Below are 13,225 nucleotides of genomic sequence, written 5' to 3'. Positions count from 1 at the left end.
TGGTGAAAGCGCCCCCGAATACACCCCTGATTCACTCCGCGCGCCTGCCCGTTGGGGTGAATTGATGGCGTCCGGTGGACAGAACATGTGGGGGGACCGTGGAGCGGGCGCAGGGATCTGCCCCGCCCGCTCCACGATGGGGTCACCGCTCAGGCGAAGACGGCGAGGCTCTTGGCCTTGCCCTTCTGCTCCTCCACCAGGACCAGGAAGCGCCCGTCGGGCCCGAAGACGCCGACCGGTCCCGGCGGGAAGGCCGGCATGTCCAGCCGTACGCCGTTCAGCAGCAGCTTGGCGCGCTTCTCGTCCACGTCCCAGCGGGGGAACGCCGAGGCGGCGGCTTCTGCCACCGGCATCACGGTCAGCTCCTCCTGGTGCTGGTCGAGCGTCCGCGCCGCGTCCAGTCCGTAGGGCCCGACCCGGGTGCGGCGCAGCGCGGTCAGATGACCGCCCACGCCGAGTCCGGCACCCAGGTCCCGGGCGATCGCACGGATGTACGTACCGGAGGAGCAGACGACCGAGACGACCAGGTCGACGACCGGGGTGCCGTCCTCGGCGGTGTCCTGGCGGACGTCGTAGACGTTGAAGGACGAGATCGTCACCGGCCGGGCCGGGATCTCGAACTCCTCACCGCCGCGCACCCGCGCGTAGGACCGCTTGCCGTCGATCTTGATGGCGCTGACCTTGGACGGCACCTGCATGATCGGTCCGGTCAGGGCCGCGACGCCGGCGTCGATGCCGTCCCGGGTCACCCCGGAGGCGTCGGCGGACGAGGTGATCTCGCCCTCCGCGTCGTCCGTGACGGTGTTCTGGCCGAGCCGGATCGTGCCGAGGTACTCCTTCTCGGTCAGTGCGAGATGGCCCAGCAGCTTGGTGGCCTTCTCGACACCGAGCACGAGAACACCCGTCGCCATCGGGTCCAGGGTGCCGGCGTGGCCGACCCGGCGGGTGCGGGCGATGCCGCGCATCTTGGCGACGACGTCATGCGAAGTGAAGCCGGACGGCTTGTCGACGATGACAAGGCCGTCCGGCGTTTTCTGCGGTGTCATTCGGTGGCGGTGTCCTCGTCGTTCTCGTCATCCGCCTTGCGGTACGGGTCGGCGCCACCGGCGTACGTGGCGCCCGAGGACGCCTCGCGCACCCGTGCGTCCGAGGCACGCGCCCGGTCGAGGAGGTCCTCTATGGCCTTGGCGTTGCCCGGCAGGGCGTCCGCCACGAAGGCCAGCGTGGGCGTGAACTTCGTCCCCGCCGCCGCCCCGACCGCCGACCGCAGGATGCCCTTGGCGCTCTCCAGACCGGCCGCGGCGCTCGCCCGTTCCTCGTCGTCGCCGTAGACCGTGTAGAAGACCGTGGCCTCCCGCAGGTCACCGGTGACCCGGGTGTCCGTGATCGTCACGTGCGTACCCAGACGCGGGTCCTTGATACCGCGCTGCAGTTTCTCGGCGACCACCTCCTGGATGAGGTCCGCCAGCTTTTTCGCCCGCGCGTTGTCGGCCACTGGTCCGTCTCCTTCTTCGCCTTGCTCAATCGTCTTCGTCGCTGTGCAGCCGCCGTCGTACGGACAGCAGCTCCACTTCCGGCCGTGCGGCCACCAGTCGCTCGCACCGGTCCAGAACATCTGTGAGGTGTCCGGTGTCCCCGGAGACCACGGCAAGGCCGATCTCGGCCCTGCGATGGAGATCCTGACCGCCCACCTCCGCCGCGCTCACCGCGTATTTCCGCTGGAGCTCGGCGACGATCGGACGGACGACGGAGCGCTTCTCCTTCAACGACCGTACGTCGCCGAGAAGCAGATCGAAGGACAGTGTCCCCACATACATGTATGTCCGGATGTCCCGCCGGTTCGGGTTCGCGCCCTGCCAGTGCTTGGCAGGGACACCAGAACCGTACACGGAACGGCCGGGGCCGATCGACGGAAATACGACCCGTCGACCGGCCCCGACTGTTGAGGAGAGGTCCGGGGGTGTCCCCCGGAATTCCCCGTTGATCAGCCTCGCGGCTTCTCGCGCATCTCGTACGTCGCGATGACGTCGTCGATCTTGATGTCGTTGAAGTTTCCGAGGTTGATACCGCCCTCGAAGCCTTCGCGGATCTCGGTGACGTCGTCCTTGAAGCGGCGCAGACCGGAGATGTTGAGGTTCTCCGCGATGACCTTGCCATCGCGCAGCAGGCGCGCCTTGGTGTTGCGCTTGACCTCGCCGGAGCGGACCAGCACACCGGCGATGTTGCCCAGCTTGGACGAGCGGAAGATCTCGCGGATCTCCGCCGTACCGAGCTCGACCTCTTCGTACTCCGGCTTGAGCATGCCCTTGAGGGCCGCCTCGATCTCCTCGATGGCCTGGTAGATCACCGAGTAGTAGCGGACGTCGACGCCCTCGCGCTCCGCCATCTGCTGGGCACGCCCGGCAGCGCGGACGTTGAAGCCGATGACGATGGCGTCGGAGCCGGTCGCCAGGTCGATGTCCGACTCGGTGACCGCACCCACACCGCGGTGCAGGACCCGGATGTCGACCTCGTCGCCGACGTCGAGCTGGAGCAGCGAGGACTCGAGAGCCTCCACCGAACCGGACGCGTCGCCCTTGATGATGAGGTTGAGTTCCTGGACCAGACCGGCCTTGAGCGCCTCGTCCAGGTTCTCCAGGGAGAACCGGACACCCTTGCGGGCGAAGTTGGCGTTGCGCTCACGGGCGGCACGCTTCTCGGCGATCTGACGGGCCGTACGGTCCTCGTCGACCACCAGGAAGTTGTCGCCGGCGCCCGGGACGTTGGTGAGACCGAGCACGAGGACGGGGGTCGACGGACCCGCTTCCTCGACGTTGTTGCCGTTGTCGTCGAGCATCGCCCGGACCCGGCCGTACGCGTCGCCGACCACCATCGTGTCGCCGATGCGCAGCGTTCCGCGCTGGACGAGGACGGTGGAGACGGCACCGCGGCCGCGGTCGAGGTGGGACTCGATCGCAATACCCTGCGCGTCCTGCTCCGGGTTGGCCCGCAGGTCGAGCGAGGCGTCGGCGGTGAGGACGACGGCCTCCAGGAGGGACTCGATGTTGAGGCCCTGCTTGGCGGAGATGTCGACGAACATCGTGTCGCCGCCGTACTCCTCGGCCACCAGACCGAACTCGGTGAGCTGACCGCGCACCTTGGTCGGGTCCGCGCCCTCGACGTCGATCTTGTTGACCGCGACCACGATCGGCACGTCGGCCGCCTTGGCGTGGTTCAGCGCCTCGATCGTCTGGGGCATCACACCGTCGTTCGCCGCCACCACGAGGATCGCGATGTCGGTGGACTTCGCACCACGGGCACGCATGGCGGTGAACGCCTCGTGACCCGGGGTGTCGATGAAGGTGATCCGGCGGTCCTCGCCGTTGACCTCGGAGGAGACCTGGTAGGCACCGATGTGCTGCGTGATGCCGCCGGCCTCGCCCGCGACGACGTTCGTCTTGCGGATCGCGTCCAGAAGCCGGGTCTTACCGTGGTCGACGTGACCCATGACGGTCACGACCGGCGGACGGGAGACCAGGGCCTCTTCGCCGCCCTCGTCCTCGCCGAACTCGATGTCGAAGGACTCGAGCAGCTCGCGGTCCTCCTCCTCGGGGCTGACGATCTCAAGGACGTAGTTCATCTCGTCCGCGAGCAGCCTGAGGGTGTCGTCGGAGACGGACTGCGTCGCCGTGACCATCTCGCCGAGGTTCATCATCACGGCGACGAGCGACGCCGGGTTGGCGTTGATCTTCTCCGCGAAGTCGGTGAGGGAGGCACCGCGCGACAGACGGACGGACTGTCCGTTGCCGCGAGGCAGCATGACGCCGCCCACCGACGGGGCCTGCATGGCCTCGTACTCCTGGCGCCTCTGCCGCTTCGACTTGCGACCACGACGCGCGGGACCGCCGGGACGGCCGAACGCACCCTGTGTGCCACCACGGCCACCGGGGCCGCCGGGACGTCCACCGAAGCCGGGACGACCACCGAAGCCGCCGCCACCGCCGGGACGACCCGCACCGCCACCGCCGCCACCGGGGCGACCGGCGAAACCGCCGCCACCGCCACCGGGACCGGCCGGACGGCCTGCGAAGCCACCGCCGCCGGGACGGCCCGCGCCGCCACCGCCGGGACGACCGCCGCCACCGGGACCACGGCCACCGCCGGGGCCACCACCGGGACGCGGGCCGGCAGCGGGACGCTGCGGCATCATGCCCGGGTTCGGACGGTTACCGCCCGGGGCACCGCCCGGACGGGGAGCCTGCGGACGGGGCATGCCGCCCGGGGTCGGACGGGCGCCGCCCTGACCCTGGGGCCGCGGAGCACCACCGGGGCCGCCCTGCGGACGCGGGGCGCCCGGACGGTCCTGGCCGCCACCGGGACGCGGGGCGCCGCCGGGACGGGGCGCCTGCGGACGGGCCATGCCCGTCGAGCCGCCGGAGGTGAAGGGGTTGTTGCCCGGACGGGGACCGGCCGGACGGGCGCCGGGGCGCGGTGCGCCCTGGCCCGCGGGACGTGCGGGGCGGTCGCCGCCACGCTCGCCGCCACGGCCGCCGTCGCGCTGGCCACCATCGCGCTGACCGCCGGCCGGGGCCGGACGGCCACCCGCCGGGCGGGGCCCGGGAGTGGCACCCGCGGGACGCGGGGCCTGCTGCTGCGGGGCAGCCGGCTGGGCCGGAGCCGGAGCCGAGAACTCGGCGGCGGGCACCGGCGTCACCGGAGCGGGCTTGGGCGCGGGCTTCGGGCCCGGACGCGGGCCGGCAGACGGCGCGGAAGGCGCTGCGGGGGTGCTGCTCGCCGGTGCGGCGGGGGCCGGCTTGGGGGCCGGGGCGCCGGGCTTGGGGGCAGCGGGACGTGCCGCAGCGGCCGGGGAGGGCGCTGCGGGCTTTGCGGGCGTCGCCTTGCGGGGCGCGCCAGGCTTTGCAGCGGACTTGCCGGCGTTGCCGCCGGGCCCCTGCAGTGCGTCAGTCAACTTGCGTACAACCGGCGCCTCGATCGTCGAGGACGCCGAACGGACGAATTCACCGAGTTCTTGGAGCTTGGCCATGACGACCTTGCTCTCGACGCCGAACTCCTTGGCGAGTTCGTATACCCGGACCTTAGCCACTTCGCTCCTTTTAGGTCCGGGTTACCGCCGGACCGTCGCTACTTCATGGGCGTACTCATCGCGTACTCATCGAGTGCTCATCGCAATCTCGACCTACTTCCAACTCGCGAGGTACCTGACCGCACGGGGTCCCGTGCCGTTCATTTCTTACGGTGTCACCCGCTCGACGAACCGCTGCACTGCGGCGGGGTCGAACGGCCCCTTGGCCTTGAAGGCCCGGGGGAAGGCCCGGCGGCGAACCGCCAGGTCCAGACAGACGGAGGCGGGGTGTACATATGCACCCCGGCCGGGCAGCGTACCGCGAGGATCGGGGACGCAGGCGTCCCCGTCCACGACGATGCGCAGCAGCTCGCTCTTGGCCGCCCGCTCCCGGCATCCCACACAGGTTCGCTCAGGGCAAGCACGGGCGTGCGTCCGGCCAGACACGGCTAAGTCTACCTCCCCGCACCGACCTCACCCCTTTGGGGCAAAAATCGAACGGATGTTGTCGTGATCTCAGCGGCATCGCCACTGCGAAATATTCCCGACGGTGCCGGTTCAGCGCCGCTCGGACCGCTCGCGGGCACGTTCGGCCCGCTCCCGGTCGGCGACGTCGCGCTCGGCGTCGGTCTCGGTGTCCGGACGGATGTCGATGCGCCAGCCGGTGAGGCGGGCGGCGAGGCGGGCGTTCTGCCCCTCCTTGCCGATCGCCAGCGACAGCTGGTAGTCCGGCACGGTGACCCGGGCGGACCGGGCTCCGAGGTCGACGACCTCGACCTCGCTCACCCGTGCGGGCGACAGCGCGTTGGCCACCATCTCGGCCGGGTCGTCCGACCAGTCCACGATGTCGATCTTCTCGCCGTGCAGCTCGGCCATGACATTGCGCACCCGGCCGCCCATCGGGCCGATGCAGGCACCCTTGGCGTTCAGTCCGGAACGGGTCGAACGGACCGCGATCTTGGTGCGGTGACCGGCCTCGCGGGCGATGGCGCAGATCTCGACGGAACCGTCGGCGATCTCCGGCACCTCCAGCGCGAAGAGCTTCTTCACCAGGTTGGGGTGGGTCCGCGACAGCGTCACGGACGGGCCCCGGACGCCCTTGGCGACCCGTACGACGTACGTACGCAGCCGCAGGCCGTGGGTGTACTCCTCGCCGGGCACCTGCTCCTGCACCGGCAGGATCGCTTCCAGCTTGCCGATGTCGACCAGGACGTTCTTCGGGTCCTTGCCCTGCTGGACGACGCCGGTGACGACATCGCCCTCGTGGCCCGCGTACTCACCGAAGGTCCTGTCGTCCTCGGCGTCGCGCAGCCGCTGCAGGATGACCTGCTTGGCGGTGGTCGCCGCGATCCGGCCGAACCCGGACGGGGTGTCGTCGAACTCCTTGGGCTCCTGGCCCTCTTCCAGGTCGGCCGGGTCCTCCTTCGCCCACACCGTCACGTGGCCGCGCTCGTCGAGCTTCACTCGCGCGCGGCGGTGGCTTCCGTCGGTACGGTGGTAGGCGATGAGGAGGGCCGACTCGATCGCCTCGACGAGCACGTCGAAGGGGATCTCCTTGTCCTGTGCCAAGCCCTTCAAGAGCTTCACATCGATGTCCACGGCTACGCCTCCTCTTCCTTCTTGTCCTTGCGGCTGAATTCGATCTCCACGCGCGCCTTGGCGATCTCGTCGAAGGCGACCCGGCGGGACGTGGGCCTGCGGCCCTTGACGCCCGGCACTTCGAGGTCGAGGCCTTCTTCGTCCACGGCGAGGATGCGGGCCACCAGCTCGCCGCCCTCGCGCAGATGCAGCTTGGCCAGGCGGCCCGTGGCACGTACGTAGTGGCGGTGCTCCGTCAGCGGACGGTCGGCACCGGGGGAACTGACTTCGAGGACGTACTCGTCGTCGCCCATCGCGTCGGTCTCGTCGAGCTTCTCGGAGATCGCGCGGCTCAGCTCGGCGCAGGCGTCCAGCTCGACGCCCTCTTCGGAGTCCACGATGATCCGCAGCACGCGGCGGCGGCCGGCCCGGGACACCTCGATCTCTTCGAGATCAAGCTGTTCGGCGCTGACGAGCGGTTCGAGCAGCCCGCGCAGCCTCTCGCTCTGGGTGGTGCTCATCCGGGTGACTCCTCGGCCGCGTGTGCTGTTGTGGGGATCGTCGCGTGTCAGGTCAAAGGGTATCCGGTCCCGGGGGGTGTTGCCGTCCGCCTGCTCCGCGGCCGCGGGTACGCTCGCCTGCGGTGATCACTTCAGGACAGATCCAGTCAAGTCAGGGCCAGCGTCTTTCGTTCGGATCCGGCCTGATCCGAACGGAAGACCCTAGGTCCGAAGGAGAACAGGTGCGGCGCACGGGGACGACGCGCAGAGGCGTGTTCGGCGCGACGGGAGCGATCGCCCTGGGGGCGATGCTGGCCGGCTGCGGTGACGGGCCCGGAAGCGGGAAGGACTCCGGCCGGTCCGGGGCAGCGACCGCGGCCGAGCAGGCCTCTGCGGCACGGGCCGAGAAGAAGATCCGGGCGGCGGCCGCCCGGACCAGTCTGGAACTGCTCGGCAGGTACGAGCACGTGGTCGAGGCCCATCCGGCGACCGCCGCGGGGCTCGCGCCGCTGCGGGACGCCGTGCGCGCCCACGCGAAGGCACTGGCCCCCGACGGCTCGCAGGCGCTCGCCTTCACGCGGTCGCGCGCGACCGACGCCGGGTCCGCCGTCAGGGAGCTGGCCGCGGCGGAACGCCGTGCCGCGGACGGGCGTCTGGCGGCCCTGATGGAGGCCCCGCCGGAGCTGGCCCGGCTGCTGGCGTCGATCGCGGCGGCGGGCGCGGCCCACGCCTATCTGCTGACCGAACTGGCCAAGGAGACCTCGTCATGAGCACCGGGACACGGAAGGCCGCGCAGGCGGCCCTGGCCGCCGAACACGCGGCGGTGTACGGGTACGGGGTGGTCGGCGGCCGGGTCGCCGAGGGCCGCCGGGCCGAGGCGACAGCGGCCTACCACGCGCACCGGGCCCGGCGCGACGCGCTGGCGCGGACCGTGCGCGGGCTGGGCGGTGAGCCGGTGGCGGCGCAGGCGGCGTACGCTCTGCCGTTCGCCGTGCCGGACCCGGCCGCGGCGGTGCGGCTGGCGGCCGTGCTGGAGGACCGGGTCGCGGGCGTGTACTCCGATCTCGTACGGGCCGCCGAGGGGCCGCTCAGGCGGGAGGCCGCCGACGCGCTGCGGGAGGCCGCGGTGCGCGCGGTCCGCTGGCGGGGCGGCGGCGTAGCCTTTCCCGGGCTCGCGGAGCGGGCCTCCGAAGGCACCACCGCGAAGAGCGGGGCCGGCGCGAACGCTGGGGTCGCCGCGAAGAGCGGGGCCGGTGGGACGAACGGGGCCGCCGCGAAGAGCGGGGCCGGTGGGACGAACGGGTCCGGTGGGACGAACGGGTCCGGTGGGACGAACGGGTCCGGTGGGACGCACTGAAAGAACTCTGAAAGGGAACAAGGCACGTATGGGTTTCGAACCGCCGCAGCGTCTGGTGCGGGCGCTGGGCGAGTCGTACGGGGACGAGGGCGCCGCCGACTGGCTCGCGCGGCTTCCCGCACTGACCGAGGAAGCGCTGTCCGCCACCGGGCAGGACACGACCGTGGAGCGGGTGGCCGCCCCGGGCGGCCGCAGCAGTCTGGTCCTGCTGGTGACCCGCGCCGACGGCACCCCGGCCGCGCTGAAGGTCGCGCCGCCCGGGGCCGAGCCGGAGCTGGAGCGGGCGGCGCTGGCCCACTGGAACGGCTGGGGCGCGGTGCAACTCGTCGCCGCCGCATCCGGCGCACTGCTGCTGGAGCGGCTGCATCCCGAGGTGTCGCTGCGCTCGCTGCCGGAGGCGAAGGCGCTGCTGGAGGCGGCGGGCACGGTGCGCCGGCTGTGGGTCGAGCCGCCGGCCGGGCACGGTTTCGAGACGGTCGCCGAACGGACCGGGCGCCGTGTCGCACCGATGCGGGCCGGCGCGGCGGCCGACCCGGGCCTGGAGCCGCTGGTCGCGGCGGCGCTCGCGGCGCGCGAGGAGCTGATCGCCCACTCCCCAGAACTCCTGCTGCTGCACGGCAACTTCCGGCAGAGCAAGGTACTGGCCGGGGAGCGGGTGCCGTGGCTGACGGTCGGCCCGGAGCCGCTGGTCGGTGAGCGTGCCTACGATCTGGCGCGGCTGGTGCGCGACCGCGTCGAAGATCTGATCGCCTCGCCCGGCGGCGCGGTGACGGCTCGCCGCCGGATCAGGAAGCTGGCCGATTCGCTGGACGTGGACCGGGAGCGGCTGCACGGCTGGACGCTGTTCCGTGCGGTGGAGTCGGGAACCCGGGCGCTGGCGGTCGGCCGCCGCCAGGAGGGCGAGCTGACGCTGGAGTTCGCGAGCTGGCTGTGAGACGACGGAAGGCCGCAGGCCCCCCGCGCGGTGCGCCTGGGGCCTGCGGCCTTCCGGGGTGTCAAGCGGTGAGGCGGGCGATCGCCTCGTCGACGGTGAGCTCCTCGCGCTCGCCGGTGCGGCGGTCCTTCAGCTCCAGGACGCCCTCGGCCGAGCGACGGCCGGCGACCAGGATCTTCGGCACACCGATGAGCTCGGAGTCGGTGAACTTGACGCCGGGCGAGACGCCCGGACGATCGTCGACCAGGACGCGCAGGCCCGCGGCGTTCAGCTTCTCGGAGACGTCCAGGGCCAGCTCGGTCTGGAGCGCCTTGCCCGCCGCGACGACGTGCACATCGGCCGGGGCGATCTCGCGGGGCCAGCACAGGCCCTTGTCGTCGGCGGTCTGCTCGGCGAGCGCGGCGACGGCGCGGGAGACGCCGATGCCGTACGAGCCCATGGTGACGCGGACGGGCTTGCCCTGCTGGCCGAGGACGTCGAGCGAGAAGATGTCGGCGTACTTGCGGCCGAGCTGGAAGATGTGGCCGATCTCGATGGCGCGGTCCACCCGGAGGCCGCTGCCGCAGTTGGGGCAGGGGTCGCCCGCCTCGACGACGACGACGTCGAGGTGCTCGTCGACCTCGAAGTCACGGCCCGCGACGACGTTCCTCGCGTGCTTGCCCTCCTTGTTGGCACCCGTGATCCAGGCGGTGCCGGCGGCGATGCGCGGGTCGGCGATGTAGCGGACCTTCTCCAGCCCCTGCGGGCCGACGTAGCCGCGTACCAGGTCCTCGCGGCCCTCGAAGTCCTCGGCGGTGACCAGTTCGACGACGGCGGGCGCGAGGTGCTCGCCGAGCTTGCCGAGGTCGACCTCGCGGTCGCCGGGCACACCCACGGCCACGATCTCGCCGTCGACCTTGACCAGCAGGTTCTTCAGGGTCGCGGAGGCCTCGACGCCCAGGTGTGCGGCGAGGGTCTCGATGGTCGGGGTGTCGGGGGTGTCCAGCTCCTCGACGGGGCCGTGCGCGGAGCCGTCCGCGGCGACCGCCTTGAAGGTGACGGCCTCGGTGTTGGCGGCGTAGTCGCAGTTCGGGCAGTCGACGAAGGTGTCCTCGCCGGCGGGCGCGGGCGCCAGGAACTCCTCGGAGGCGGAGCCGCCCATGGCGCCGGAGACGGCGGAGACGATCCGGTGGTCGAGGCCGAGGCGCTCGAAGATCCGGATGTAGGCGGCGCGGTGCAGCTGGTACGCCTCGGCGAGACCCTCGTCGGTGGTGTCGAAGGAGTACGAGTCCTTCATCTGGAACTCGCGGCCGCGCAGCACACCGGCGCGGGGGCGGGCCTCGTCCCGGTACTTGGTCTGGATCTGGTACAGGATCACGGGCAGGTCCTTGTAGGACGAGCACATGTCCTTGACGACCTGGGTGAAGATCTCCTCGTGGGTGGGGCCGAGGAGGTAGTCGGCGCCCTTGCGGTCCTTGAGCCGGAACAGCAGGTCGCCGTACTCGTCGTAGCGGCCGCTCGCCTCGTACGCCTCCTTGGGCAGCAGCGCGGGCAGCAGCACCTCCTGGCCGCCGATGGCGTCCATCTCCTCGCGCACGACGCGGGTGATGTTCTCCAGGACCTTCTTGCCGAGCGGCAGCCAGGTCCAGATTCCGGCCGCGGTGCGACGTACGTATCCGGCCCGGACGAGCAGCTTGTGGTTGAGCGTCTCGGCGTCGGCCGGGTCGTCGCGCAGTGTCTTGATCATCAATCGGGACATGCGCTGGACCTGGGCCATGATGAACTCCTGCTCGGAAGGGTGATGTGCAGGAGGTTAGCCGGGCGGTGCGGGTGGGCGGAAATCCATTGCCCGCGGTACGGGAGGCCCTAAGGGCTGTCCCGCAGTTCCTGGCGGGCGTGCGACGACAGCCCTCAGCCCTTGCGACGCAAGGGGAGCGGGGCTCCCATCACCGCATAGGGCTTGGGAGCGCTGGGGAAGAGCACCTGCCGGGCCAGGTCCTGGTAGCCGAGACTGCGATACAGGCCACGTGCCGGGCTCTCGGTGTCGATGGCCGAGAGGATGGACCGGGGCTGGTCGACGGCGTCGGTGATGGTGGTGATCAGTGCGCGGCCGATGCCCCGGTTCTGGAACTCCGGCAGGACGTGCAGTTCGGTGATGACGAACGAGTCGTCGAGCCAGTGCACGCTGCCGGTGGCGCGGAGGTACGGCTCGACGACGGTGGACCACCACTGGCCGCGTTCGTTGGGCATGCCGTAGACGAAGCCGACGAGCCGCTCGCCGGCGGTGGTGGCGCCGAGGGCGCGGGCGTGCGGGTGGTCGAGGTGTCTGAGGACGATGTGGCGCCGTACCTCGACCTCCTCGGGCCCCAGGCCGAAGGCGACGGCCTGTACGGCGAGCGCCTCGTCCACGCGCGCGGCGAGGTCGACCGGCCCGATCCGGACGCTGGGAGTGCGGGGGCCGCCCCCGGAATCTGCTGCCATGCGCCGACCCTACTGGCCCCGGTGGGCAACGGGGTACGGGTGGGTGGCCGTCGGCCACCGGCCGGTCAGAACAGCACGCTCATGAACGCGCCGGTCTCCTTGAAGCCGACCCGGGCGTAGGAGCGGCGCGCGGGAGTGTTGTAGTCGTTCACGTAGAGGCTGACGACGGGGGCGACGTCGGCGAGCGCGTAGCGCAGTACCGCCGCCATGCCGGTTTCGGAGAGTCCGCGGCCGCGGTGTTCGGGGGCGACCCAGACGCCCTGGATCTGGCAGGCCTGCGGGGTCGCGGCGCCGATCTCCGCCTTGAAGACGACCTTGCCGTCGTCGATCCGGGCGAACGAGCGGCCGGCCCCGATGAGTTCGGCGACGCGTGCCTGGTAGAGGAGTCCGCCGTCGCCCGCGAGCGGGGAGACGCCGACCTCCTCGGTGAACATCGCCACACAGGCCGGCATCAGGACGTCCATCTCGTCCTTGCGGATCCGGCGGACCAGGGGGTCCGGGGTCACTTCGGCGGACGGGCTCTCGGTGACCATCAGCGGCTGATGGGCCCGGACCTCGCGGGCCGGTCCCCAGCCGGGTTCGAGCAGCCGCCACAGCTGGGCGGTGGGTTCGGCGGGGCCGACGATCGAGGAGCAGCGGCGGCCGGCCCGGCGGGCGCGGTCGGCGAAGGCCCGGACGGCCTCGGGGGTGGCGCAGATGGGGACGAGGTTGGCGCCCGAGTAGCAGAGCGAGCGGAGCCGTCCGTCGGCGTACCAGCCCCACATCTCGCCGCCGAGGCGCCAGGGGTCGAGGCCCGCGATCTGGACCCGGGCCGTCACGAAGGCGTTGGCGACGGGCTCGCTCTCCAGGATGGCGAGAGCGGCTCCGAGGTCGCTGGGTTCGAGGACCCGGGTGGTGGTCTGCGTCAACACGAGGGGGCCTCACCATGCGGTCTGTTGATTTCCGCACTGTAACCGAAGCGGATCGTCCGTGCCGCCCGTGCCTGTGAACAGGGGCTGCGGCGGGCCGTGAGGTCGCTCACGGCAGCGCCCCGCCGGACGGCGTTCGTCCGGCGGGGCGCTGTGGTGCGGGTCATCGGTTCAGCTGACGGAGACCTCGGGCTCGCCGGAGGCGATGCCGTCCTTCTCCATCTGCTCGGCGATCTTCAGGGCTTCCTCGATCAGCGTCTCGACGATCTTCGACTCGGGCACCGTCTTGATGACCTCGCCCTTCACGAAGATCTGTCCCTTGCCGTTGCCGGACGCCACACCCAGATCGGCCTCACGGGCCTCACCCGGACCGTTGACGACACAGCCCATCACGGCCACCCGCAACGGCACCTCCATGCCCTCCAG

Annotated in this window: 13 protein-coding genes and 1 pseudogene; 3 read left to right on the top strand and 11 right to left on the bottom strand. The window is 71.4% G+C overall.

The window, feature by feature from the left end; all coding sequences use genetic code 11:
• Window positions 1-149: 149 nt before the first annotated feature.
• From truB to rimP, 7 genes are all read right to left on the bottom strand, one after another.
• Window positions 150-1,046 (bottom strand): tRNA pseudouridine(55) synthase TruB, encoded by an 897-nt coding sequence (gene truB, locus ACGF8B_RS40415; RefSeq protein ID WP_392747721.1) that lies wholly within the window; start codon window positions 1,044-1,046, stop codon window positions 150-152.
• Window positions 1,043-1,495, bottom strand: coding sequence for a 30S ribosome-binding factor RbfA (gene rbfA / locus ACGF8B_RS40410; protein ID WP_392747720.1), 453 nt, complete (start codon window positions 1,493-1,495; stop codon window positions 1,043-1,045). Before rbfA ends, truB begins: the two co-directional genes overlap by 4 nt.
• A 25-nt stretch (window positions 1,496-1,520) precedes the next feature.
• Window positions 1,521-1,817 carry a DUF503 domain-containing protein gene (locus ACGF8B_RS40405; RefSeq protein ID WP_072489324.1) on the bottom strand — a complete coding sequence of 99 codons (297 nt, stop codon included), beginning with the start codon at window positions 1,815-1,817 and terminating at the stop codon, window positions 1,521-1,523.
• A 167-nt stretch (window positions 1,818-1,984) separates the two neighbouring features.
• Complete coding sequence (gene infB, locus ACGF8B_RS40400) at window positions 1,985-5,083, bottom strand: translation initiation factor IF-2 (protein WP_392747718.1); 3,099 nt, start codon at window positions 5,081-5,083, stop codon at window positions 1,985-1,987.
• Between the two features lie 147 nt (window positions 5,084-5,230).
• Complete coding sequence (locus tag ACGF8B_RS40395; protein ID WP_359542541.1) at window positions 5,231-5,509, bottom strand: YlxR family protein; 279 nt, start codon at window positions 5,507-5,509, stop codon at window positions 5,231-5,233.
• 111 nt (window positions 5,510-5,620) lie between these two features.
• Entirely contained in the window at window positions 5,621-6,661 is a 1,041-nt protein-coding gene (nusA, locus tag ACGF8B_RS40390; protein ID WP_072489327.1) for a transcription termination factor NusA, read from the bottom strand.
• A 2-nt stretch (window positions 6,662-6,663) separates the two neighbouring features.
• Window positions 6,664-7,161, bottom strand: coding sequence for a ribosome maturation factor RimP (gene rimP, locus ACGF8B_RS40385; RefSeq protein WP_384762556.1), 498 nt, complete (start codon window positions 7,159-7,161; stop codon window positions 6,664-6,666).
• A gap of 221 nt (window positions 7,162-7,382) precedes the next feature.
• Between rimP and ACGF8B_RS40380 the strand changes: the two genes are divergently transcribed.
• The 3 genes and pseudogenes from ACGF8B_RS40380 to ACGF8B_RS40370 all read left to right on the top strand — a co-directional run bounded on the left by ACGF8B_RS40380 (window position 7,383) and on the right by ACGF8B_RS40370 (window position 9,431).
• Complete coding sequence (locus ACGF8B_RS40380; RefSeq protein WP_392747714.1) at window positions 7,383-7,910, top strand: hypothetical protein; 528 nt, start codon at window positions 7,383-7,385, stop codon at window positions 7,908-7,910.
• Window positions 7,907-8,362, top strand: a pseudogene (locus ACGF8B_RS40375) (ferritin-like domain-containing protein); the annotation flags it as partial. The gene ACGF8B_RS40380 and the pseudogene ACGF8B_RS40375, both read left to right, overlap by 4 nt.
• Before the next feature lie 163 nt (window positions 8,363-8,525).
• A complete protein-coding gene (locus tag ACGF8B_RS40370; protein WP_392747713.1) occupies window positions 8,526-9,431 on the top strand; it encodes an aminoglycoside phosphotransferase family protein in 906 nt (301 codons plus the stop codon).
• 61 nt (window positions 9,432-9,492) lie between these two features.
• On the opposite strand, the gene ACGF8B_RS40365 is transcribed toward ACGF8B_RS40370, so the two are convergent.
• From ACGF8B_RS40365 to ACGF8B_RS40350, 4 genes are all read right to left on the bottom strand, one after another.
• Complete coding sequence (locus tag ACGF8B_RS40365) at window positions 9,493-11,187, bottom strand: proline--tRNA ligase (RefSeq protein ID WP_392747711.1); 1,695 nt, start codon at window positions 11,185-11,187, stop codon at window positions 9,493-9,495.
• Window positions 11,188-11,321: 134 nt separating this feature from the next.
• Window positions 11,322-11,891: a GNAT family N-acetyltransferase gene (locus tag ACGF8B_RS40360; RefSeq protein ID WP_392747709.1), complete on the bottom strand. Its 570-nt coding sequence runs from the start codon at window positions 11,889-11,891 to the stop codon at window positions 11,322-11,324.
• A 65-nt stretch (window positions 11,892-11,956) separates the two neighbouring features.
• Window positions 11,957-12,802, bottom strand: coding sequence for a GNAT family N-acetyltransferase (locus ACGF8B_RS40355; RefSeq protein ID WP_392747708.1), 846 nt, complete (start codon window positions 12,800-12,802; stop codon window positions 11,957-11,959).
• A gap of 168 nt (window positions 12,803-12,970) precedes the next feature.
• Window positions 12,971-13,225, bottom strand: a 255-nt coding sequence (locus ACGF8B_RS40350; RefSeq protein ID WP_392747706.1) for a flavodoxin-dependent (E)-4-hydroxy-3-methylbut-2-enyl-diphosphate synthase, incomplete at its 5' end; no start/stop codon positions are given.

The sequence above is a fragment of the Streptomyces sp. NPDC047917 genome (assembly GCF_043204345.1).
Classification (GTDB): domain Bacteria; phylum Actinomycetota; class Actinomycetes; order Streptomycetales; family Streptomycetaceae; genus Streptomyces; species Streptomyces sanglieri.
This window is presented reverse-complemented; position numbering and strand designations above follow the sequence as displayed.